Below are 21243 nucleotides of genomic sequence, written 5' to 3'. Positions count from 1 at the left end.
TCAGAGACGCGGCACAAGACTGAGTAATCGAGCCGACAGAGTGCAATTGAATTCGGTGATAGTGCGTGAGAAGGCAGTCTAAGGCGGCTGCAATCTATGGACATTTGTGAGCTGAATTGGCGGCATGTAGAACAATTCTTGCGGGTCCGTAAGACATAACTGGCTGGAGCAAAGCAAAGGCCAGACGTCAGTCATCTACAGCGTGAGGACAACTTAACGCGCGGCGTTGATCGCGCGCAGGATAGATTTGCCCGAATTCGGGCGCGACTAAACCGGCCGGCGGAGATCGGCAGGAAACAGATGGGGCTAATAGCAGATGATGAACGCGGCGGCGGAGCGGGACCGATGGGCAGACAAGAACAAGGACGTTACGACACTTAACGAAGAGGCCACTTCGATGGATAGCGACGGTACGGACCTGACCTTGCAGGAAATGTTCCAGCGGGTCCGCGCCAGGCTGAAGGCCATGTTCGGCGAAGACATCTACAATTCCTGGTTCGCCCGGATGGAGCTGGAAGAGGTCGTCGAGGATCTGGTGCACCTGTCCGTGCCGACCCGTTTCCTGTGTTCGTGGATCCAGTCGAACTATGCCGAAAAGATCCTGCAGGTCATCCGCACGGAAGTCCCGTCGATCGAGCGCATGCATCTGACAGTGCGGGTAAACGGGCGCGCCAAGCCGCTGCCGCAAGCCCATGCCGTCGAGGCAGTGCCGGCCGAGCCGGCGCGGGCACCCGCCACTGCGGCGCTGCCGACCTCGCGACTGATGAAGGAACCGGCGCAGGCCGTGCGCGGCGATGCGCTGTCGGGCTCGGCGCTCGACCCCAAGATGACCTTCGACAATTTCGTGGCCGGTGCCAGCAACGAGATGGCGCTGGGTGTTGCCCGCCAGGTGGCGCATGCCGCCGCCAACAAGACGGTGAGCTACAACCCGATCTACATTCATTCGAGCGTCGGGCTGGGCAAATCCCACCTGCTGAACGCCATTGCGTGGGAAGCCGGCGCGGCCGATTCCGAACGTTCGATCGTCTATCTGACGGCCGATCACTTCATGTACCATTTCATCACGGCGGTGCAGCGGCAGTCGGCGCTGGCGTTCAAGGAATGGCTGCGGCGGGTCGACCTGCTGCTGATCGATGACATGCAGTTCCTGCAGGGCAAGTCGGCGACCGAGTTCGGGCATACGCTCGGGACGCTTCTGACAGGCGCCAAGCAGGTTGTGGTGGCGGGCGATTCCGCACCGCGCGATCTCGAGATGCTCGACGAGCGCGTGCGCTCGCGGTTGAGCGGCGGGCTCGTGGTGTCGATCAATCCGCTGGATCTGGAGTTGCGGCGGGCCATCGTGACCCGGCGGGTGGAACAGGCGGGGCAACGGTTTTCCGATGCGCTGTTCCCCCCGTCGGTGATCGACTACGTGGCGCGCGCCGTGGTCAGCCATGGCCGCGATCTCGACGGCGCGGTGAACCGCCTCCTGGCGGCCAACCAGCTGACCAAGGAACCGATCACCGTGCCGCTGGCAGAGCGGACTCTGGCCGACCTGGTGCGGCAGCGCGATGCCCGGCGGGTGCGGATCGAGGACATCCTGAAGATCGTGTCGCGCCACTACAAGGTGCCGCGCAACGAGCTGCTGAGCTCGCGCCGGTCGCGCGACGTGGTGCGGCCGCGGCAGATCGCGATGTATCTGGCCAAGGCGCTCACCTCGCGCTCGCTGCCGGAGATCGGGCGCCGGTTCGGCGGTCGCGATCATACCACCGTGCTGCATTCGGTGCGGAAGATCGAGCAGATGATCAAGGATGATCTGGACCTGGCCCAGGAAGTCGAGCTGCTCAAGCGCATGCTCGAGGACTAGGCAGGACAAGACCAACCGGCGGGCCCAATCCCGCCGGGCCCTGGCTCCCGGCCACGGGAGCAGGTGGAGGCAACGACCTCCAGGACGAGTGCGGCCCTCCGGGGGCGGATGCCGCGATCGAGTTGCGCTAGAGTCGGGGTAGTGTTGTGGTTGTTCCGCGTTTGATTGTGCGCCTTCGCAAGGGCGTGAAACGGCTTGAGCTGAAACGCCAGCCTGTCCATTCTCCCAAGCCGGCCGACCGGGCCTGGCACGAGATGCTGCAGCGTCTCGATGCCGAGGAAACGGAACGTCGGCTCGAGGCCATGGAGACGATGCTCAATAGCCGTCACTGAGGCTGGCGAGCCACCGAAAAGCCGGGGACTCGGGGCGCTAGAGCGCCGCGCGCCCTTGCGTTTTGCCGGCCTTCTTGCGATTGTCGCCACCCGGTTTCACCGGGGTTTCGGCGCGCCTGGACGGGCGGCAAGCGGTAGGGAAGTAAGTACAAATGAAAGTCACGCTTGAGCGTAACCACCTGCTCAAATCGCTGGGCCATGTGCATCGGGTCGTCGAGCGGCGCAACACCTATCCCATCCTCGCCAATGTGCTGCTGAAAGCCGGCGAGGGCACGCTGGACCTGCGCGCCACCGACCTCGATATCGAAGTGACCGAGAGCGTGCCGGCGATGGTCGAAACGCCGGGCACGACGACGGTGCCGGCGCATACGCTCTATGAAATCGTGCGCAAGCTGGCCGATGGCGCCGAAGTGCGGCTGGAGACCTCGGGCAGCGACCAGCTGCTGTTGAGCTCGGGCCGCTCGCGCTTTCACCTCGCCTGCCTCGCGCCGGACAGTTTCCCCGATCTCAAGTCGGGCAATTTCAGCCACGCCTTCCAAGTGCCGGTGGCGGCGCTGCGCGAACTGATCGAGCGCACGCAGTTTGCGATCTCCAACGAGGAGACGCGCTATTATCTCAACGGCATTTACCTGCACACGCTGGAGGTGAACGGGGCGCCGACGCTGCGCGCCGTGGCGACCGACGGGCACCGCATGGCGCGGGCCGATGCCGATGCGCCCGAGGGCGCCGCGGGCATGGCCGGGATCATCGTGCCGAAAAAGACCGTGTCCGAAGTGCAAAAGCTGCTGGATGGCGCCGAGGGCGACGTGGCGGTGGAAGTGTCGGAGACCAAGATCCGGTTCACGCTGGGCAGCGTGGTGCTGTTGAGTAAGCTGATCGAGGGCACCTTCCCCGATTACGACCGGGTGACGCCCAAGAACAACGACAAGCAGATGAATGTCGACAAGGCGAGCTTTGCGACGGCCGTCGATCGCGTCTCGACCATCGCGTCGGACCGGGGCGGCAAGGCGGTGAAGCTGAGCGCCAACCAGGGGCAGCTGGAACTCAGCGTGACCAACCCGGACCACGGCACGGCGAGCGAAGAGCTGGCGGTGGAATTCGAGACCGACGGGTTCGAGATCGGTTTCAATGCCCGCTATCTGCTCGACATCATCGGGCAGATCCGCTCGGAAAGCGCGGTGTTCATGTTCAACGACGCCGGCTCGCCGACGCTGGTGAAAGAGAATGGCGACGCACGGGCGCTCTATGTGCTGATGCCGATGCGGGTGTGAGCGGGGTCGGGGCGGCAGACCATGCCGTCTTGCTCGCCACCACGACAGACAGCGACCCGTTCAAGCGACGCACGGCTATCGAAGCCATCGGCAAGTTGCCTCAGGATGCAAAACTGACGCAGGTCGTGCTGTCGGCATTGTCGGACAGCTCCGGCTATGTCGCGCGGACGGCGATGGAGATCTCAGGCAGGTGGAAACTGGCCGAGGCGCACGAGCGGATTGCAAGCCGCCTCAAGGATGCCGATCCCCTGACCCGCGCAGCATGCTTGCGCGCGCTGACGAGCATCGGGATAGAGGGCGACGTCGAGCCGGTTCTCAACATGTTCAGACGCGACCCGAACCGAGATGTTCGCGCCGCGGCCGGCTGGTGCCTGAGGGCACTGGCTGGGCAAGACACCTGGAGTGACGTCTTCGATGCATTCCACATCGACAGCATGCCGCGACACCGCCGATTTGCCTGCGAACTGGCGGTGCGGTTTGACGGCCGAAGCAAATTGGCGGAGATCGACTCTTTGACCCGGGACGCTGACGGCCACGTGCGCGGCGCCGCCGAAGGCGCACTCTCCAGTCTTTCAGACTCATGATTCCGTCCCGCTTCCTGTCCCGGCTGCGACTCAGCCATTTCCGCAATTATGCCTCGGCCGCCCTCGATCTCGACGGGCGGCATCTGGTGCTGGTGGGGCCGAACGGGGCCGGCAAGACCAATCTGCTGGAAGCGGTGTCGCTGCTGTCGCCGGGCCGGGGGTTGCGCGGCGCAAGTTTCGACGATGTCGCGGCGCAGGGCTCGGACGGGATGTGGGCGGTGGCGACGACGGTGGAGGCCGCCGAGGGGCCGACCGATATCGGCACCGGTGCCGGGGGTCCGGAGGGCGGTCGGCGCGTGCGGATCAATGGTGCGAATGCCCGGACGATCGAGGAAATGAGCGCCTATTTGCGCGTGCTGTGGCTGACGCCGGCGATGGATGGGCTGTTCACCGGGCCGGCGAGCGAGCGGCGGCGGTTTCTCGACCGGCTGGTGACGACGCTGATCCCCTCGCATTCGGCGCAGGTGAGCGACTTCGAAAAGGCCATGCGGCAGCGCAACCGGCTGCTGGACGAGGACCGTGAGGCGGGCTGGATCGAAGCGGTGGAGGCGCAGATGGCGGCGGCGGCGGCAGGGGTGCATCTCAACCGAACCGACAGCCTCGGCGAGTTGCAGGGGCTGATTTCCGCGAGCCTCGACGAAGAGACTTTCCCCAAGGCGGAGCTGGCGCTGTCGCCGCTCTTCGCCGACGGGGAGGAGCCCCAGAGTTCGGTGGCGCTGGAGACCGAACTCAAGGCGCGCTGGCGGGCCGGACGGGCGCAGGATCGAGCTGCAGGGCGGACGCTGGTCGGGCCGCACCGGGTCGATCTCGATGTGCGGCATGCGCAAAAGGACATGCCGGCGGCGCTGGGTTCGACCGGGGAACAGAAAGCGCTGCTCATCGGGCTGATTCTCGCGCATGCGCGACTGGTGAAGCGGTCAGCAGGAATGGCGCCTTTCCTGTTGCTGGACGAGGTGGCGGCGCATCTCGACCCCAACCGCCGCGCGGCGCTGTTTGCGGCGCTGGACGGGCTGGGGACGCAGTGTTTCATGACTGGCACCGACCCGATGCTGTTCGAGGCGCTGGGCGACGATGCGCAGCGGGTGACGGTGCGGGAGGGACGGCTGGAGTGAGGATGGTTTAGGCCCCCTCGCCCGGCGCTACGCGCCGACCTCTCCGCCAAAGGAGAGGTGGAGCGGCGCAGCTTCCAGCTCAGAGGCGGGTGAACTCGAAGTAGAAGCTGATGTCGCGGCCTTCGCGGCGGGCTTTCTGTTCGTAGCGCGTCGCCTGCCAGCCGTCATAGGGCGTGTGCCAGCTGCCTGGCGCGGGGGCGAAGCGGAAGGCGGGGGCGCGCAGGATGTGGGCCAGGGTCCAGTTGGCGTAATCCTCGATATCGGTGGCAAAGCGGAACCAGGCGCCGGGTTTCAGCGTGCGCGCCAGCTCGGCGAGGGTGAGCGGCGAGACGAAGCGGCGCTTGTGGTGACGGGTCTTCGGCCAGGGATCGGGATAGAGCAGATAGGCGCCGTCGAGCGAGGCGTCGGGCAGTTTGACCAGGAGTTTCAGCGCGTCATCGGTGAAGAGCCGGACGTTGTCGAGCCCCTGCTCGTCGACCTGCTGCACCATCTTGGCGATGCCGCCGGAAAACACCTCGCAGCCGATGAAACCGGTCTGCGGCGCGCGGGACGCTTCGAGCGCCAGATGCTCGCCGCCGCCATAGCCGATCTCGACGATATGCTGGCTGGCGTCGGGGAACAGGATTTTGGGATCGAGCGGGGCTTCATCGAGCGTGATCTCGATCTGCGGCAGCAGATCGCGGAACAGCTGGTCCTGCCCGGCGTGCAGGCGCTTGCCCGAGCGGCGTCCGAAAAAGGCGCGCGGCTCGCCCGTGGCATTCAGGGGATGAGGTTTGGTCACACTCGGCCTTGGCTAAAACACTTCGACGATACGCGCCTTCGCGCGCACCGCCGATACTATGCGAGGCATGGCAAGGTCTACCCTTGCCCATAGCAGATCGTTCGACATGTTGGGGGCGCGCACCCAAACGAAGGTCTGCTGGGTGATGCCGCGGTGTGCCAATTCGGCGAAATCGGCATCCTTGCTGACAACAGAGGCAGACAGCTGATTGGCCAGGATGGCGACCGCTTCGTCGCCTGCCGCGGGGTCCAGATGGTCGAAGACATGTGAGGCGTCGTGGCCTGCCTGCTCGAATTGCCGCACCAGGCGGGGCGACAGCTGCGCATCGAGCAGGAAGCGCATTACTCCGCAGCTTGCGTGGGATTCTGAGCCTGATAGGCACCATAGAGGAGAGCGGCCCGGATATCGTCATGTGACAGCCAGGGGAAGTCCCTGACGATTTCCTCCGCGGTGTCACCGGCGGCCAGGGCTTCCAGAATATGGGCTACGCCAACCCGGGTCCCATCGATCCGCGGCTTGCCGCCCAGCACACCGGGGGTGGAGACGATCCGTTGCAGCAGGAGCAGGTCATCGTCGGTCATCGCGACGCCTCCGGGGGCATTGACGTCCCCGGATTATAGCTGCGCCGCTCGCCGGCGGCAAACCGCCGGCGTCTTGCTGTCAGGCGGCTGCCTTGACGGCGGCTTTCAGGGCCGGAACGAGGTCGGTCTTTTCCCAGCTGAAGGAGCCATCGCGACCGGCCTTGCGGCCGAAGTGCCCATAGGCCGAGGTTTTCGCGTAGATGGCCTTGTTCAGATCGAGATGGGTGCGGATGCCGCGGGGGCTGAGATCGAAGACATCGCCCAGCACCTTTTCGAGCACCGCTTCCTCGACCTTGCCGGTGCCATGCAGATCGACATAGATCGACAGCGGCGTGGCGACGCCGATGGCGTAGCTGAGCTGGATGGTGGCGCGCTCGGCAAGGCCGGCGGCAACGACATTCTTGGCGAGATAGCGCGCGGCATAGGCCGCCGAGCGGTCGACCTTGGTGGGATCCTTGCCGGAAAAGGCACCACCGCCATGCGGGGCCGCGCCGCCATAGGTGTCGACAATGATCTTGCGGCCGGTGAGGCCGGCATCGCCATCGGGCCCGCCGACAACGAACTTGCCGGTCGGGTTGATGTGCCAGACGGTTTCCGACGAAACCCAACCCTCGGGCAGAGCGGCGAGAATGTAGGGCTCGACGATGCGGCGCACATCCTCGGAACTCAGCGACGGATCGACGTGCTGGGTGGACAGAACGATCTGAGTAACAGCGACGGGCTTGCCGTCCTCATAGCGCACGGTGACCTGGGTCTTGGCGTCCGGGCCGAGCTTGGCAGCATCGCCTTCGCCGGCCTTGCGGGCGGCGGTGAGCGATTCGAGGATCTTGTGGGCGTAGTAGATCGGCGCGGGCAGCAGCTCGGGCGTTTCGCGGCTGGCATAGCCGAACATGATGCCCTGATCGCCGGCTCCGACATCCTTGTTGCCGGACTCGTCAACGCCCTGGGCGATATCGGCGGACTGGCCGTGCAGCAGCACATCGATCTTGCAGGTCTTCCAGTGGAAGCCGTCCTGCTCGTAGCCGATCGCACGAATGGCCTTGCGGGCGGCGGACTTGAACTTGGTCGGATTGACCCGCGGGGCGCCCGACGCATCCTTCAGGATGGTGCCGTCCTTATCCTTTTTCAGCAGCGAATCCGGCACGCGGACCTCGCCGGCGATCACCACCCGGTTGGTGGTGGCGAGGGTCTCGCAGGCGGTCCGCACCTGCGCGGGATCCATGCCGGCCTTCTTGGCCTCGCGGAACACCAGATCGACGATTTCGTCGGAAATCCGGTCACACACCTTGTCGGGGTGACCTTCGGAAACGGACTCGGACGTGAACAGGTAGGATGACCGCGGCAAGGTGAACCCCCCAAAATTGGCCTGAAAACGCGCAAAAACGCGACGTTGCGCGGTTTCTGCCACCCGCCGGGCCGTGGGTCAAGGCGAATATAAAGGAAGCTTTATATCCCCTACGCCGGCATCTACGCGATCATCCGATACGGCGGGGCGGACGGGCGCCGAAAAGGCCGAGTCCGGCGGACACCAGCAGTGCCAGCCAGAAGGGCAGATCACCCCAAGCGGCGAAGAGCGTGCGACCGGGGAGCGGCTGATCGGGGACGACATCGAGCACCGCAGTGACCGATTCGGCGATCTGGTCGGTGACGCGACCGAGCGGGTCGGTGGCCAGGGTGACGCCGGAGTTGGCGGCGCGCAGGAGCGGCAGGCCGGTCTCGACGGCACGCATGCGCGCATGGTGCGCATGCTGGGCGGGGCCGATGGAGCCTTCGAACCAGGCATCATTGGTGATGTTGAGGATGAACTGGGCTTCCGCAGGATCGCCGATATCGCCGGGGAACACGGCCTCGTAGCAAACCAGCGCGAGGAAGGCCGGGCCGATGCCGGGGCGCATCAGCCGGTCGCCGTTGCCGGCGGCCCAGCCATTGGTGCCGGGAACGAACTGATTGATGCCGAACAGGCGCCAGAAGCTCTGCAGCGGCAGATATTCGCCAAAGGGGACGAGATGGGACTTGTCGTAGCTGGCGATGGTTTCGCCATTGGTGTCGATGGCGAGGATGGAATTATAGCCCGGATTGTCCGGGATGGGGGTGCCATCGTCGGCCAGCGCCTCGCGGGGGGCGCCCGTGAGCAGCAAGGTGGTGTCGGGCAGCATGCGGGCGAAAAGCGCCAGCCCCTGGGGGTAGCGGTTGAGAAAGAAGGGAAAGACCGACTCGGGCCAGACGAGATGCGTGACGGCGTCGAGTCCCGGATCGTCTGGCGTCAGGCGGGTTTCGGAGAGCTGGATCAGACGGGTGACAAGCGTATCGGGATCGGCAACATCCCAGCCCGCGTGTTCGAGGATCATCGGCTGCACCATGCGCACGCGCATGTCGTCGCGCGGGGTGAGCTCGGTGGTCGAAAGGCGGATGCTGCCATAGCCGACCTGGGCCGCGATGGCCGCTATGGCGAGAAAGGCCGGGATCAGCCGGCGGGTGAGCGAACGCTGATCGGCGGGCCAGACCAGCGCCAGCGTGGCGCCAAGAAGCGCCGCGAGGAAGGTGAGGCCATAGGTGCCAACGACCGAGGCGAGCTGGGCCATTTCGTCATTGGCGGTGAGCGCATAGCCCAGAAGATCGAAGGGAAAACCGGAGAACAGGTGCCCGCGCGCATATTCGGCCAGCGACAGCATGGAAGCGAAGGCGAAGATGCGCAGCGCCCCGCCCGACCACATCATATGCGCCAATGCGCTGCCGAGACCCCAGAAGACCGAGAGAATGGCCGCGAGCGCAAGGATGGCGAGCGGCATGCCGACGAGGTAGATGCCGCCCTCCTGCAGGAAGGCGGCGCCGAGCCAGTGCAAGGCGACGGAAAAATAGCCCAGCCCGAAGGCAAAGCCGATGCGGAAGGCGGGCCCGAAGAGACGGCGCCAGCCGCGCCGGCTCTCGGCGCCATCGAGCGCCCAGACCCAGATGGGCAGCGCGACGAAGAGCGCCGGCAGGATGAAAAAGGGCGGCACGGAAGCCGCGGCAATGGCGCCTGCGACGATGAGAATGAGCCAGCGGCGCCAGCCATGCGACAGCATGATGGTTTCGGCGAGCCAGGTCATGGCTTGCGAGACACAAACGTGGGACGCGAATCATCGGGCATGTCGGACAGTCGCCAGCGGGGCGTGGCCGGTCAAGATGCGGCGGGGACGCGCCCCGCCGAACAGTTTATTCGGCTGCCTCGCGGCCGGGCGCGGGCGGTTGATCGACCTTGTTGACCGGACCCGATGTGCCTTTGGCCACCTTGCCATCGGACACGGGGACGCGCGGCGCCGGCTTGGCCGACCGGGCCCGCTGGCGGCGGATCTTGACCCGCTTCACCTGGCGGCTGTCCGATTGCAGGATCTCGAACTCGAAACCGGCGATGCCGCGGACGAGCTCACCCTTGGTCGGCACGTGACCGGCCAGATCGAAGACCAGCCCGCCGATGGTATCGACTTCGTCGGCGTAGGCGCTAGCATCGAAATCAGTGCCGATGACCTCCTGCACCTCTTCGAGCTCGGCACGCGCCGAGGCAATGAAGGTGTTGGAATTGATCTTGCGGACCAGAGCGATGTCGTCGTCGTACTCGTCCTCGATCTCGCCCACGACGGCCTCGAGCAGATCCTCGATGGTCACGAGACCGTCGGTGCCGCCATATTCGTCGATGACGATGGCCATGTGGACGCGCTTGAGCTGCATCTGGGTGAGCAGATCGCCCACCGGCATCAGCGGCGGCACGAAGAGCACCTGACGCACGAGATCGAGCTTCTCGATCTTCTGGCGCAGGGCGCTGGAGACCATCTTGACCGGCAGCGCGGCGTCGGGGTCGTGCACCTGCTCGGTGATGCGGCGCAGCGTATCCTTGACGTGGATGAAGCCGGTGATGTTGTCGAGGCTATCGATATAGACCGGCATGCGCGAATGGCCGACATGGCGGAAGCGGCTGACCATTTCGGCCAGCGTATCGGTGGCGTCGATCGCTTCGATGTCGGCACGCGGCACCATGACATCCTCGACCCGCTTGTCGGCGAGATCGAGCACGTTTTTCAGGATGGTGCGTTCGGATTGCGTGAAATCGCTGGTCTCGCCCTTGTCCTCGTTCTCTAGGGCAACTTCGAGATCGTCGCGGAGCGAGGCCGTGCGCAGCGCCATGAGGCCGCTCAGCCAGGTCCACAGGGTCGGCCCCCGCTGCGTGGCGGGGGCGGGACTAGAGGGAGGCTCCGCCGGGCTTTTCCCGTTGGCGGAAGGCTTCGGGGTATTGGTCGAACTGTCAGGGTCGTTCATTGGGTGCGGCCTGTGCGGCCAGTCCATCGGTTGTTGAAAGGGGTCAGTCTAACTGTCGGCATAGGGATCGGCAATGCCGAGCGTTGCGAGGATCTGGGTCTCGAGCCCCTCCATCACAAGGGCCTCCTCCTCGGTTTCGTGGTCGTAGCCCAGCAAATGCAGAAATCCGTGCACGACCAGATGGGTGTAATGGTCAGTGAAGGAGACCTGCAGATCGGCCGCCTCGCGCTCCAGCGTTTCACGGGCAAGGATGATGTCGCCGATCAAGCCGGAGACCGGCGAGAAGTGTTCGAGCTGGGGGAAGCTGAGGACGTTGGTGGATTTGTCCTGGCCACGCCACTGCTTGTTGAGTTCGCGCTGGGTGGCATCATCGGCCAGAACGACCGACAGCTCAGCGACGCCGGCGAGCTTGGCCGACGATTGCGACAGGGCTTCGCCGATGGCGATCTCGGTGATCTGCTCGAGCCCTTCGGGCCAGCCATCGGCCTCGACGGCCACGACAATCGACAGCGGCTGCATGCTCAGCCCCTGGAGGCGTTTTCGCTGAGGCGGCGGGCGGTATCGGCCTCGTAGGCGCGCACGATGCGGCCGACCAGCGCATGACGCACGACGTCCTTGTCGGAAAAGCGGGTGACGTGCACGCCCTCGATGCCGTCGAGAAGATCGACAGCTTCGATGAGGCCGGAGCGTTCGCCGCGCGGCAGATCGACCTGGGAGGGATCGCCGGTGACGATCATCTTCGAGTTCTCGCCCAGACGGGTCAGGAACATCTTCATCTGCATCGAGGTGGTGTTCTGCGCTTCGTCGAGGATGACGACGGCATTGGAGAGGGTACGGCCGCGCATGAAGGCCAGCGGCGCCACTTCGATGATGCCGGAGGTGATCCAACGCTCGACGTGTTCGGGGCGCATCATGTCGTAGAGCGCGTCGTAGAGCGGGCGCAGATAGGGATCGACCTTTTCCTTGAGATCGCCGGGCAAGAAGCCAAGGCGCTCGCCGGCCTCGACGGCCGGGCGGGAGAGGATGATGCGATTGATGTCGCCGCGTTCGAGCAGGCTCGCGGCATGGGCGACGGCGAGATAGGTCTTGCCGGTACCGGCCGGGCCGACGCCGAAGATCAGCTCGGAGCGGTCCATGGCGCGCATATAGGCGTCCTGCGCCGGGGTGCGGGCGACGATGGTGGCTTTGCGCGTCGCGATCTGCGCCATGCGCACGCGGCCCTTCTTCTCCAGCGTGGGCAGGACGAGCTGGCTGTCCTCGGTTTGGATCATGCGGATGACCGCATCGACCGTGGCGATCTCCAGCGCCTGACCCTCTTCGAGCTGGGCGTAAAGCGACTCCAGCACGCGACGCGCCTGATCGATAGCGCTGGGGGCACCGGAGAGCATGAGATGATTGCCGCGCGGGGTGGCCTCGACCTCGAGCCGCTGTTCGATCAGGGCGAGGTGCTGGTCGAACTCGCCGAACAGTTGGGCGGCGAGCCGATTATCTTCAAAGGCGAGTTCCAGCTGGGACGAATTGGCGCTGTCGGGGTTCGGGGACAAATGCCTGCTCAAGCCGGTGGGCTCCCTTTCCGGCCGCCCCCTATTGGGCAGCCACGTGATCTGACTCAACTACGCTAGCAGAATTCGGTTCACTGGCTGTGACAATCTTGCCAGCGAGTGAATTATTTCCTGCCGAGACGATCTCAACCGGAATGATCTGGCCGATCAGCCTTTCGGGGCCGTCCATGTGCACGGCCTGCAGATAGGGCGAGCGGCCGCCAATCTGGCCGGGCATGCGGCCGGGCTTGTCGATCAGCACCGGCAGGACGCGGCCGACGCAGGTTTCGGCGAAGGCGCGGGTCTGGCTGACGATCTGGGCGTTGAGGCGCGCAAGGCGCTCCATCTTGACCGTCTCGTCGACCTGATTGTCCATGGTGGCGCCGGGCGTGCCGGGGCGGATGGAATATTTGAAGGTGAAGGCCGAGGCGTAGCCGGTCGCCCGGGCGATCTCCAGCGTCTGCTCGAAATCCTCTTCGGTTTCCCCGGGGAAGCCGACGATGAAATCGCCCGAGAGCGCGATATCGGGCCGGGCGGCACGGATGCGCGAGATGACCTCGAGATATTGCTCGGCCGTATGGCGGCGGTTCATGGCCTTGAGGATGCGATCGGACCCCGACTGCACCGGCAGGTGCAGATAGGGCATCAGCGCATCAAGATCGCGATGGGCGGCGATCAGCTCGTCGGTCATGTCGAGCGGGTGCGAGGTGGTGTAGCGGATGCGGGCAATGCCCTCGATCTCGGCGAGGCGATAGCAGAGCTCGCCCAGTCCGACGCTGCGGCCGGTGGCGTCGAGCCCGTGATAGGCGTTGACGTTCTGGCCGAGCAGGGTGAGTTCGCGCACGCCGGCGGCGGCGAGATTGCGGGCCTCGGAGAGCACCTGTTCGAGCGGGCGGCTGGTTTCGGCGCCGCGGGTATAGGGCACGACGCAGAAGGAACAGAACTTGTCGCAGCCTTCCTGCACGGTGAGGAAGGCGGTGAGACCGCGCTTGAGGGTGACCTCGCGCCTGGCCGCCGGCAGGTGAGCGAACTTGTCCTCTTCGGGAAAGTCGGTGTCGACGACGCGGGCGCCATTATGGGCGCGGGCAATGAGTTCGGGCAGCCGGTGATAGGATTGCGGGCCGAAGACCAGGTCGACAGCGGGCGCGCGGCGGACGATCTCGTCGCCTTCGGCCTGGGCGACGCAGCCGGCGACGCCGATCATCAGATCGTTGCCCTCGGCGCGGCGGGTGTCGCGCAGCTCGCGCAGGCGGCCGAGCTCGGAGAAGACCTTTTCGGAGGCCTTTTCGCGGATGTGGCAGGTGTTGAGGACAACGAGATCGGCGTCTTCCATTGCCTGCACCGGCTCGTAGCCGTGCGGCGCCAGCGCATCGGCCATGCGGTCGCTGTCGTAGACGTTCATCTGGCACCCGTAGGTCTTGATGAACAGTTTTTTGGGCGCGTGCGCGAGGGTGTCGGTCATGCAGCGGCAAATACACCGAAGCGCGCGGGAGTGCAAAGGCGGCGTAATCGTGGCCGAGGGCTAGGCCCGCTCACCCGGCGCAGTGTGCCGACCTCTGCCCCGACGGGCGAGGTGAGCAGGGCGCTAGCTAGCGGGGGCGGCGGCTTCGGGCAGCGGGGTGCCGCGGTTGAGGGCGACGAGCATGCGCCGGACTTCGTTTTCGGCGTCCTTGGCCACGGTCTTGCGGTTGGCGCCGGCGCCGAGCGGGCGCGGAGTGCCGAAGGCCAGTGTGACCTCGCGGGTGCCGCCAGTGAGGATTTCGACGATGTTCTGCTTGATCGACTTGGACTTGATCCAGGCGATGAAGCTGCGATCGGTCCGGCCGACCGGCAGGCCCTGCAGCCTGGTGTAGGCAATGGTGAGCGGCTGGATCATAACCTCGCCGGCGCCGGCCTCGAGCATGGCATGTTGTGCCGCGCCGATGAGCGCCGAGCGGAAGGGCAGGACGTGGGTGCCGAGATCGGACTGGCCTTCGGCAAACAGCACCACGGCGCCGCCCGAGGCCATGCGCTGGCCCATTTCCTTGCTGGCGCGCGCCGCGTCGGACCGGCGCTTGCGATCGACATAGAGCGTGCGCTGCAGCGAGCCCATGAAGCCGACGAAGAACCAGTTCCGGATCTCGGACTTGGCGACGAAGGTAACATCGGCCTGCGAGCCGATGGCGATGATGTCGGTCCAGGAGATGTGGTTGGAAACGATGAGCGTCGGCTTGCCGGTGGACGGGGTGCCGATGACCTTGACCTTCATGCCCAGAAAGATGCGACCCAGGGTGTGGAAGACGAAGGGCAGGAAATTCCAGTAGAGCCCGAGCCGGGTGATGACCCACTGGATCGGGATGCCGACGATCATGACCGGCACGAAGATGAAGATGAAAAACAGCGAACGCAGGATCATTGGTCTTTTTCCCGGGGCGCCATGGGCACCGCGTAGAGTTCGAGCCGGTGGTCGACCAGCTTGTAGCCGAGGCGCTTGGCGATGACTTCCTGGATCGCCTCGATCTCCTCGTTCCGAAACTCGATGACGCGGCCGGAGCGGATATCGATCAGGTGATCGTGGTGCTCGTCGGGGATCAGCTCGAACCGGGCGCGGCCATCCTTGAAATCATGCTTGGTGACGAGGCCCGATTCCTCGAACAGGTTCAGCGTGCGATAGACGGTGGACAGCGAGATGCGGGAATCGATGGCGCTGGCGCGGCGATAGAGCTCTTCGACATCGGGATGATCGACGGCCTGCTCGATGACCTGGGCGATGGTGCGCCGCTGCTCGGTCATGCGCATGCCCTTGCTGGCGCACTGCTCTTCGAGCGTCTGGATGCCGGCTTTGTTCATGGCCGCCCCCTGAGGTTCATCGTTTGGGTTAGACAAGATCGCGCGCCATGACAATAGCGGTGGCGGGCGCGCCATCGGCCCGTTCGTAATAGCCGGTGCGTTCGGCGATGCGCTCGAAGCCGAGGTTTTCATAGAGCCTGAGCGCGGCGGGATTGTCGGCCGCGACCTCGAGGAACATGCGCTTGGCAGGGGTCATGCGCAGATCGTCGAATATGGCCTGCAGCAGCGCGCGGCCGACGCCCTTGCTGCGGCGGCGGGTATCGACGGAAATGGTGATCAGCTCGGCCTCGTCGGCGGCGAGCCGGATCATGGCGAAGCCGGCGATGTTCCGCTTGGCGTCGCAGGCGACATAGACCGGAGTGTCCTTGCCGGCGATATAGGTGGCGAAATCCTCGCGCGGCCAGCCGCGATAAAAGCCCTGGGCGTGCAGGCGCGCCATCTCATCGGCATCGGCGAACTCCGCCGGCTCGATGTGGAGATTGCCGGGGGCGGACCAGAGCTTGTCGATGCTCACTGGCGGGCCACCCTGAACTTTTCCTGCGGTTTGGCGTCGGCGCCGCGGACGTAATCGGGCTCGGGCGGAAAGCGGGCCGGATCGGCGCCGGCGGCAAAGCAGGCGAGCGCGGCGATATCGATGAAGGGATCGGAGAGGATTGTCGCGCCGGCAGGGATGGCGGCGGCGGCATCGTCCATCGGCAGGACGGCGGCGGCGGAGCTCGGCTCGCCGGGGGCGGAAAACTGCTGGGTATAGGCTTCGCCGCGACGCGCATCGATGAGCGCGGCAGTCGCGCCAGTGGTGGCGAGCGACAGGGCGAGCAGCGAGGGAATGCCGAGGACCGGGATGTCGAGCGCCAGCGCCAGACCGCGGGCGGCACTGAGACCGATGCGCAGGCCGGTGAAGGAGCCGGGACCGGTGGTGACGGCCAGCCGGGTCAGATCGGCATAGGCGAGATCGTTGCGGGCGAGCAGCTCGTCGATTGCCGGAAACAGGCGCTCGGCCTGGCCCTTGGGCATGTCCTCGACCAGCGTGTCGACGCGCGCGCCCACCAGCAGCGCGAGCTGCAGGCGCGGGGCGGCGGTATCGATGGCGAGGAGGGTTTCGGACATAGCCGACAGATAGTGCGCGCCGGTGGGAAAGTCACGTGGGGAGGTTGGGGGTGGACGCCGTTGAGGTCCATCTCATTTGCCACGCCCTCGTGGTTCGACAGGCTCACCATGAGGGCTGCTTGTGGCTCAAGCTCGGCGCGGATCTAGAACAGCCTCATCCTGAGCAGGTCGAAGGACGAGGCGGGCATCGTTTGGGTGCCCGGGTCTGCGCCCGGGCATGACGACTTAGAGTCGAGTGGCGCGGTGTGGGCGCGCGTTCAGCGCGTTGAGCGCCCCCTCCACCCGCTTCGCTGATCCCCCTCCCCCGTAAACTTGGGAGGATCCTGACTGCAAAGTTGGGCACGAAAGCAAGAAAGGCCCGGCGGTGGGCCGGGCCTTTGGAAACTCTGTGCCGGTCGATCAGACCTGCTGGACGGCCTCGACGCCGGGGACGAAGTGGCGGAGGAGGTTCTCGATGCCGGACTTGAGCGTGGCGGTCGAGGAGGGGCAGCCCGAGCAGGCGCCCTGCATGTGGAGGAAGACCGTGCCGGACTTGAAGCCCTTGAAGATGATGTCGCCGCCATCCATGGCGACGGCCGGGCGCACGCGCGTCGCCAGCAGCTCCTTGATCACCTCGACGGTTTCGGTGTCCTCCGTCTCGAAGAACTCTTCGCTGACGTCGGTATCGACTTCCTCACCGGTCGCAATGACCGGCTTGCCGGAGAGGAAATGCTCCATGATGACGCCGAGGATGGCCGGCTTGATGTGATTCCACTCGGCCGTGTCCTTGGTGACCGAGATGAAATCGGACCCCAGGAAGACACCCTGGACGCCGGGCACGGCAAAAAGGGCGCTCGCCAGCGGCGAGACCTGCGCCACCTCGGCCGTGCGGAAGTCGCGCGGCTCGCCCGGCAGCACGTCGCGGCCCGGCAGGAATTTCAGCGTCGCGGGATTGGGCGTGGCTTCGGTCTGGATAAACATCGCGGACAAATCTCGTGTTAGAACGGTTCTAAAATAGAGTTCTGACACTGCAAACGCAAGGGCCTGCGCGAAATCAGGTCACCGCGATGATCTGCTCGTCGGTCATGGTGCCGGGGATGATGGTGACGATGACCGGCAGGGCCGCGGCGCCGGAACGGGCGGCGAAAGCGGTGACCAGCGGACCGGGCCCATCCTTGGATGTAGAGGCGGCCAGTACCATGATGCCGATGCCAGGATCCTCGGCGATCAGCCGCTCGATCTCGGTCTGCCAGGCGCCCTCGCGTATCACCGTTTCCATGCGGATATCGCCGACCCGCGAAATGCGCGCCCGGCGCGCATCCAGCAGTTGCTCGGCGGTGTCGCGGGCTTCGGCGCGCAGGGCATCCTCCACGCCGATGAACTGGGTGAAGTCCTGGGTCTCGATGACCGAGAACAGGACGATCGATCCGCCGGTGCGCTTGACGCGGTGGGCGGCGAAGGTGACCGCGCGGTCACACTCCTTGGTGTCGTCGATGACGACAAGGAACTTGTGTTTGTGGTCTGTCATGGTCTCAGCCAAGGCGCCGCTCCCCCTTTGGCAGAAGGCGGCATTGTCCCAGATAGAGGATCGGGCGTCCAGTCAGCGGACGAAGCCTACGATCCGTCGGACATCCTCCATGACGGGCTGCGCAATGGCGCGGGCGCGATCGGCCCCGTCAGCAAGGATGCGGTCCATTTCGCCGCGGTCATCCACCAGACGCCGCATTTCGGTGGCGACGGGGGAGAGCACGGAGACGGCAAGTTCGGCCAGCGCCGGCTTGAACTTGCCCCAGCCCTGCCCGCCATATTCGCTCAAAACGTCATCGACCGAACGGTCGGAGAGCGCGGCGAAGATGGCGACGAGGTTCTGCGCCTCGGGGCGGGTTTCGAGCCCTTTGGCCTCGGAGGGCAGCGGCTCGGGGTCGGTGGTGGCCTTCTTGATCTTCTTGGTGATCAGATCGGCCTCGTCCATCATATAGATGGTCGACATGTCGGAGGCGTCGGACTTCGACATCTTCTTGGTGCCATCGCGCAGGCTCATGACGCGCATGGCGGGGCCGGTGGACAGCGTTTCGGTAATCGGGAAGAAGCCTTCGTCGGCGTCGAAGCCGTTGCCCGCGATCTGCTTTTTGAAGTCGTGGTTGAACTTTTTGGCGATGTCGCGGGTCAGTTCGAGATGCTGGCGCTGATCATCGCCCACCGGCACGCCGGTGGACTTGTAGAGCAGGATATCGGCGGCCATCAGCGAGGGATAGGCGAACAGGCCCAGCGAGACGTTCTCGGAATTCTCACCCGCCTTGTCCTTGAACTGGGTCATGCGCGACATCCAGCCCATGCGCGCGACGCAGTTGAAGATCCAGCTCAGCTCGGCGTGTTCGACGACCTGAGACTGGTTGAAGATGATCGACTTTTTCGGATCGAGCCCGGACGCGATGTAGGCGGCGGCGATCTCGTAGGTCCAGCGCCGCAGATCCTCGGGGTCCTGCCACACGGTGATGGCGTGCATGTCGACGACGCAATAGATCGTCTCATGGGTTTCCTGCAGCGGCACGAAGCGCCGGATGGCACCGAGGTAATTGCCCAGATGCAGATCACCTGACGGCTTGATGCCGGAGAAGACGCGCGGCGTGAATGGCATGGGGCTGTCCCGAGCGAAGTTGAATGCGGAGGTGGCTTTACCGCTTCCACACCCATGGGGGCAAGGCCCTGCCCCGTGGCACAGGTATCGCGATGCGTCGGGGGCCGGCGGATCAGCTCTCGGTTTCGGCGCTATAGGGACAGGCTTCGAGCACTTTTTGCGCTGCAGCTTCGAGCTGCTCAAGGGTGAGTGTCGTGCCGATGGGGGAGGTGTCGCCGGCATCGACCCACTCGCCGTCCTCCTGCGACAGGACCATGGCCGGCGCGCCCGTCAGCTGCACCCGGTAGCGGGTGAACTCGGCGGCCGACTGCGGGCTGACAAAGTCCACAGACTGCATGTTGTGCGGGTGAAACTGAATGGAGAAGGCCTCGCCCTGCCAGGCAAAGGTGGCCTGGAACACGCAGGGGTCAGTTTCGACGAAAGTGAGGTCATAGGCAGTGCCATCGGTCTGCACTACGCCGCCGTAGATGCCCGGTGCGGTGCGTTCGACAGTTGCGGCCTCGGACCCGAGCACCATGACCGTGGCGCCATCGGCGACGCCGAGGGTCATGGCCGCAAGATGATCGGCAGTGGTGAGTTCGTCAGCCGCGTGGGCCGCGGTGGGCGCGAGCAGCACGGACAGGGTCAGCAGAGCTGGGCGGATCATCGGACGGCCTCGTGGTGGATTTGGGGTGCGTGAGACCGAGGGTATCCAAGCCGGGGAGCCAAGGCGACCCCCGCCGCAGCATTTGGCCGCGATGCCGACGTTTCGTGATCAACGGCGGCGTGGCGGATCAGCCGCGCCGGCGCAGGCGGCGCAGCAGCAATCCGAGCGGCTGAACGCCGGTGAGGTGGATGGCGAGGAAATAGGCGCCGGCGCCGATGATGCAGAGCGCCGCGAGCGCCCCAGCCTGGGCGAGGATATTGCCACCCGGCGCGAAGACGCCCTGCAGCGGCCAGTAGAGGGCGCGGAGCAGTGCCGCCATGCCGAGCGCGATGCCGAGAATGGCGGCGTGGCGGAGGATCACCGCGCGCGAGGGCGTATAGTGCCCCAGCTGGGCCAGACGCCCGGCAAGGAGCGCCGCATTGGCCCAGGCCGAGACGGTGGTGGCAATGGCGATGCCAACATGCTCGAGCGCGGGGAACAGCAGCAGCGACAGGATGATGTTGATGGCCACCGATATGCCGGCAAAGACGGTGGGGGTGACGGTGTCCTCGCGGGCGAAAAAGCCCGGCTGCAGCACGCGGACCAGCACAAAGGCCGGCAGGCCGATGGCGAAGGCGAACAATGTTGCGGCGGTCTGCGTGGTGGCGATGGGTCCGAACTCACCGCGCTCGAACAGCACGCGCACGATGGGCTCGGCGAGGGCGGCGAGCGCTGTCGCGGCTGGCAGCGAGAGCAGCATGGCGATGAGCAGCGACTGATCCTGCGTGTCGCGCGCTTCGGTGTCGCGGCCGGATTTCAGATGGCCCGAGAGCACCGGCAGCAGCACGGTGCCGATGGCGATGCCGATGATGCCGAGCGGCAGCTGATAGAGCCGATCGGCATAATAGAGGTAGGAAATGGCGCTGGCGGCGCCCGAGGCGATGATGGTGCCGATGAAGATGTTGATCTGGACGACGCCGCCGGAAATGACCGCCGGCAAGGCGAGCAGCCAGAAGCGCTTCACCTCGGGATCGAGCCTGGGCAGCTGGAAGCGCGGCACGACCTCGCTGCGGCGTACGGCCCACCAGACCGACCCCAGTTGGGCAACGCCGGCGATGACGGTGGCGATGGCCACCCAGACCGTCGCCTCGGTGGGCTGCTGCACCCAGATGGTCGCGAGCGGCACCAGGACGGCGATGGTGACGAGGTTGAGAATGACCGGCGCGAAGGCGGCGGCAAAGAAGCGGTTGAGCGAGTTCAGAATGGCGCCATAGGCCGCCATGAGCGACATGCAGGCGAGATAGGGAAAGAGGATCCGCGTCAGCAGGACGGTGAGTTCGAACTTTTCGGGATCATCGAGAAAGCCCGGCACGAAGGGGGTGAGTACCCAGGGCATGAAGATTTCGGCGAGGATGGTGACGACGACGAGGACGGCAACCAGCCACGCCATGATGCGCGAGGCGAGATCGACGGCAGCCGCATTGCCGCGCTGGGCCAGGGCGCCGGAGAACATCGGAACGAAGGCGGTGTTGAAGGCCCCTTCGGCGAAGAGGCGCCGGAACAGGTTGGGGAAGCGGAACGCCGCGTAGAAGGCGTCAGCGGCCGGACCGGCACCGAGCACGGCGGCCAGCAGCGCGTCGCGGACGAAGCCGAAGACGCGGCTGAGCAGGGTCAGCCCGCCGACCGAGAGGAAGTTGCGATAAAGGCTCATGGGTGTCTCGCCA

The 21243-nt window shown here is 65.4% G+C and carries 23 protein-coding genes; 5 read left to right on the top strand and 18 right to left on the bottom strand.

All coding sequences use genetic code 11. From position 1 onward, the window contains the following. The first annotated feature begins 397 nt into the window (after window positions 1-397). From dnaA to recF, 5 genes are all read left to right on the top strand, one after another. The gene (gene dnaA / locus ACN0TK_RS09000) at window positions 398-1846 is read left to right on the top strand and encodes a chromosomal replication initiator protein DnaA (RefSeq protein ID WP_417309141.1); all 1449 of its coding nucleotides are present in this window, start codon (window positions 398-400) and stop codon (window positions 1844-1846) included. 161 nt (window positions 1847-2007) lie between these two features. Then, window positions 2008-2178 carry a hypothetical protein gene (locus tag ACN0TK_RS08995; RefSeq protein ID WP_417309140.1) on the top strand — a complete coding sequence of 57 codons (171 nt, stop codon included), beginning with the start codon at window positions 2008-2010 and terminating at the stop codon, window positions 2176-2178. A gap of 152 nt (window positions 2179-2330) precedes the next feature. Then, window positions 2331-3449, top strand: a complete 1119-nt coding sequence (gene dnaN, locus ACN0TK_RS08990) for a DNA polymerase III subunit beta (RefSeq protein WP_417309139.1) — start codon at window positions 2331-2333, stop codon at window positions 3447-3449. Between the two features lie 29 nt (window positions 3450-3478). Then, window positions 3479-4033, top strand: coding sequence for a HEAT repeat domain-containing protein (locus ACN0TK_RS08985; protein ID WP_417309138.1), 555 nt, complete (start codon window positions 3479-3481; stop codon window positions 4031-4033). Next, a complete protein-coding gene (gene recF, locus ACN0TK_RS08980; RefSeq protein WP_417309192.1) occupies window positions 4033-5145 on the top strand; it encodes a DNA replication/repair protein RecF in 1113 nt (370 codons plus the stop codon). The genes ACN0TK_RS08985 and recF overlap by 1 nt, the downstream gene beginning before the upstream one ends. Before the next feature lie 79 nt (window positions 5146-5224). On the opposite strand, the gene trmB is transcribed toward recF, so the two are convergent. From trmB to murJ, 18 genes are all read right to left on the bottom strand, one after another. Further along, window positions 5225-5926: a tRNA (guanosine(46)-N7)-methyltransferase TrmB gene (gene trmB, locus ACN0TK_RS08975; protein ID WP_417309137.1), complete on the bottom strand. Its 702-nt coding sequence runs from the start codon at window positions 5924-5926 to the stop codon at window positions 5225-5227. A gap of 12 nt (window positions 5927-5938) precedes the next feature. Next, window positions 5939-6268, bottom strand: a complete 330-nt coding sequence (locus ACN0TK_RS08970) for a DUF5615 family PIN-like protein (RefSeq protein WP_417309136.1) — start codon at window positions 6266-6268, stop codon at window positions 5939-5941. Then, window positions 6268-6507, bottom strand: coding sequence for a DUF433 domain-containing protein (locus ACN0TK_RS08965; RefSeq protein ID WP_417309135.1), 240 nt, complete (start codon window positions 6505-6507; stop codon window positions 6268-6270). Before ACN0TK_RS08965 ends, ACN0TK_RS08970 begins: the two co-directional genes overlap by 1 nt. A gap of 79 nt (window positions 6508-6586) precedes the next feature. Then, on the bottom strand, window positions 6587-7852 hold the full coding sequence (metK, locus tag ACN0TK_RS08960; RefSeq protein WP_417309134.1) for a methionine adenosyltransferase: 1266 nt from the start codon (window positions 7850-7852) through the stop codon (window positions 6587-6589). A 130-nt stretch (window positions 7853-7982) separates the two neighbouring features. Continuing rightward, entirely contained in the window at window positions 7983-9596 is a 1614-nt protein-coding gene (gene lnt, locus ACN0TK_RS08955; protein ID WP_417309133.1) for an apolipoprotein N-acyltransferase, read from the bottom strand. Between the two features lie 106 nt (window positions 9597-9702). Further along, window positions 9703-10668 (bottom strand): hemolysin family protein, encoded by a 966-nt coding sequence (locus ACN0TK_RS08950; protein ID WP_417309132.1) that lies wholly within the window; start codon window positions 10666-10668, stop codon window positions 9703-9705. Between the two features lie 180 nt (window positions 10669-10848). Continuing rightward, entirely contained in the window at window positions 10849-11319 is a 471-nt protein-coding gene (ybeY, locus tag ACN0TK_RS08945; protein WP_417309131.1) for an rRNA maturation RNase YbeY, read from the bottom strand. 2 nt (window positions 11320-11321) lie between these two features. Further along, entirely contained in the window at window positions 11322-12356 is a 1035-nt protein-coding gene (locus tag ACN0TK_RS08940) for a PhoH family protein (protein ID WP_417309130.1), read from the bottom strand. A 28-nt stretch (window positions 12357-12384) separates the two neighbouring features. Then, complete coding sequence (gene miaB, locus ACN0TK_RS08935; RefSeq protein WP_417309129.1) at window positions 12385-13803, bottom strand: tRNA (N6-isopentenyl adenosine(37)-C2)-methylthiotransferase MiaB; 1419 nt, start codon at window positions 13801-13803, stop codon at window positions 12385-12387. A 123-nt stretch (window positions 13804-13926) separates the two neighbouring features. Beyond that, window positions 13927-14736 carry a lysophospholipid acyltransferase family protein gene (locus ACN0TK_RS08930; RefSeq protein ID WP_417309128.1) on the bottom strand — a complete coding sequence of 270 codons (810 nt, stop codon included), beginning with the start codon at window positions 14734-14736 and terminating at the stop codon, window positions 13927-13929. Then, entirely contained in the window at window positions 14733-15170 is a 438-nt protein-coding gene (locus ACN0TK_RS08925; protein WP_417309127.1) for a Fur family transcriptional regulator, read from the bottom strand. Before ACN0TK_RS08925 ends, ACN0TK_RS08930 begins: the two co-directional genes overlap by 4 nt. Before the next feature lie 28 nt (window positions 15171-15198). Further along, the gene (gene rimI / locus ACN0TK_RS08920) at window positions 15199-15684 is read right to left on the bottom strand and encodes a ribosomal protein S18-alanine N-acetyltransferase (protein WP_417309126.1); all 486 of its coding nucleotides are present in this window, start codon (window positions 15682-15684) and stop codon (window positions 15199-15201) included. Next, window positions 15681-16277: a tRNA (adenosine(37)-N6)-threonylcarbamoyltransferase complex dimerization subunit type 1 TsaB gene (tsaB, locus tag ACN0TK_RS08915; protein WP_417309125.1), complete on the bottom strand. Its 597-nt coding sequence runs from the start codon at window positions 16275-16277 to the stop codon at window positions 15681-15683. Before tsaB ends, rimI begins: the two co-directional genes overlap by 4 nt. A gap of 399 nt (window positions 16278-16676) precedes the next feature. Continuing rightward, entirely contained in the window at window positions 16677-17237 is a 561-nt protein-coding gene (locus ACN0TK_RS08910; RefSeq protein ID WP_417309124.1) for a NifU family protein, read from the bottom strand. 73 nt (window positions 17238-17310) lie between these two features. Further along, window positions 17311-17784: a universal stress protein gene (locus tag ACN0TK_RS08905; protein ID WP_417309123.1), complete on the bottom strand. Its 474-nt coding sequence runs from the start codon at window positions 17782-17784 to the stop codon at window positions 17311-17313. Window positions 17785-17856: 72 nt separating this feature from the next. Then, window positions 17857-18894, bottom strand: a complete 1038-nt coding sequence (trpS, locus tag ACN0TK_RS08900) for a tryptophan--tRNA ligase (RefSeq protein ID WP_417309122.1) — start codon at window positions 18892-18894, stop codon at window positions 17857-17859. Between the two features lie 112 nt (window positions 18895-19006). Beyond that, entirely contained in the window at window positions 19007-19540 is a 534-nt protein-coding gene (locus ACN0TK_RS08895; protein ID WP_417309121.1) for a hypothetical protein, read from the bottom strand. 127 nt (window positions 19541-19667) lie between these two features. Beyond that, entirely contained in the window at window positions 19668-21230 is a 1563-nt protein-coding gene (gene murJ, locus ACN0TK_RS08890) for a murein biosynthesis integral membrane protein MurJ (RefSeq protein ID WP_417309120.1), read from the bottom strand. Window positions 21231-21243: the final 13 nt, after the last annotated feature.

Origin of the sequence: Devosia sp. (genome assembly GCF_048261455.1) — a bacterium.
In the GTDB taxonomy this organism is placed as follows: domain Bacteria; phylum Pseudomonadota; class Alphaproteobacteria; order Rhizobiales; family Devosiaceae; genus Devosia_A.
This window is presented reverse-complemented; position numbering and strand designations above follow the sequence as displayed.

Excerpts from the sequence above, each read along its gene's own strand:
- dnaA (WP_417309141.1), top strand. The coding sequence starts at position 398 with ATGGATAGCGACGGTACGGACCTGACCTTGCAGGAAATGTTCCAGCGG.
- dnaN (WP_417309139.1), top strand. The coding sequence starts at position 2,331 with ATGAAAGTCACGCTTGAGCGTAACCACCTGCTCAAATCGCTGGGCCAT.
- ACN0TK_RS08970 (WP_417309136.1), bottom strand. The coding sequence starts at position 6,268 with ATGCGCTTCCTGCTCGATGCGCAGCTGTCGCCCCGCCTGGTGCGGCAA.
- ACN0TK_RS08965 (WP_417309135.1), bottom strand. The coding sequence starts at position 6,507 with ATGACCGACGATGACCTGCTCCTGCTGCAACGGATCGTCTCCACCCCC.
- lnt (WP_417309133.1), bottom strand. The coding sequence starts at position 9,596 with ATGACCTGGCTCGCCGAAACCATCATGCTGTCGCATGGCTGGCGCCGC.
- ACN0TK_RS08950 (WP_417309132.1), bottom strand. The coding sequence starts at position 10,668 with ATGGCGCTGCGCACGGCCTCGCTCCGCGACGATCTCGAAGTTGCCCTA.
- ybeY (WP_417309131.1), bottom strand. The coding sequence starts at position 11,319 with ATGCAGCCGCTGTCGATTGTCGTGGCCGTCGAGGCCGATGGCTGGCCC.
- miaB (WP_417309129.1), bottom strand. The coding sequence starts at position 13,803 with ATGACCGACACCCTCGCGCACGCGCCCAAAAAACTGTTCATCAAGACC.
- ACN0TK_RS08930 (WP_417309128.1), bottom strand. The coding sequence starts at position 14,736 with ATGATCCTGCGTTCGCTGTTTTTCATCTTCATCTTCGTGCCGGTCATG.
- ACN0TK_RS08925 (WP_417309127.1), bottom strand. The coding sequence starts at position 15,170 with ATGAACAAAGCCGGCATCCAGACGCTCGAAGAGCAGTGCGCCAGCAAG.
- tsaB (WP_417309125.1), bottom strand. The coding sequence starts at position 16,277 with ATGTCCGAAACCCTCCTCGCCATCGATACCGCCGCCCCGCGCCTGCAG.
- ACN0TK_RS08910 (WP_417309124.1), bottom strand. The coding sequence starts at position 17,237 with ATGTTTATCCAGACCGAAGCCACGCCCAATCCCGCGACGCTGAAATTC.
- ACN0TK_RS08905 (WP_417309123.1), bottom strand. The coding sequence starts at position 17,784 with ATGACAGACCACAAACACAAGTTCCTTGTCGTCATCGACGACACCAAG.
- trpS (WP_417309122.1), bottom strand. The coding sequence starts at position 18,894 with ATGCCATTCACGCCGCGCGTCTTCTCCGGCATCAAGCCGTCAGGTGAT.
- ACN0TK_RS08895 (WP_417309121.1), bottom strand. The coding sequence starts at position 19,540 with ATGATCCGCCCAGCTCTGCTGACCCTGTCCGTGCTGCTCGCGCCCACC.
- murJ (WP_417309120.1), bottom strand. The coding sequence starts at position 21,230 with ATGAGCCTTTATCGCAACTTCCTCTCGGTCGGCGGGCTGACCCTGCTC.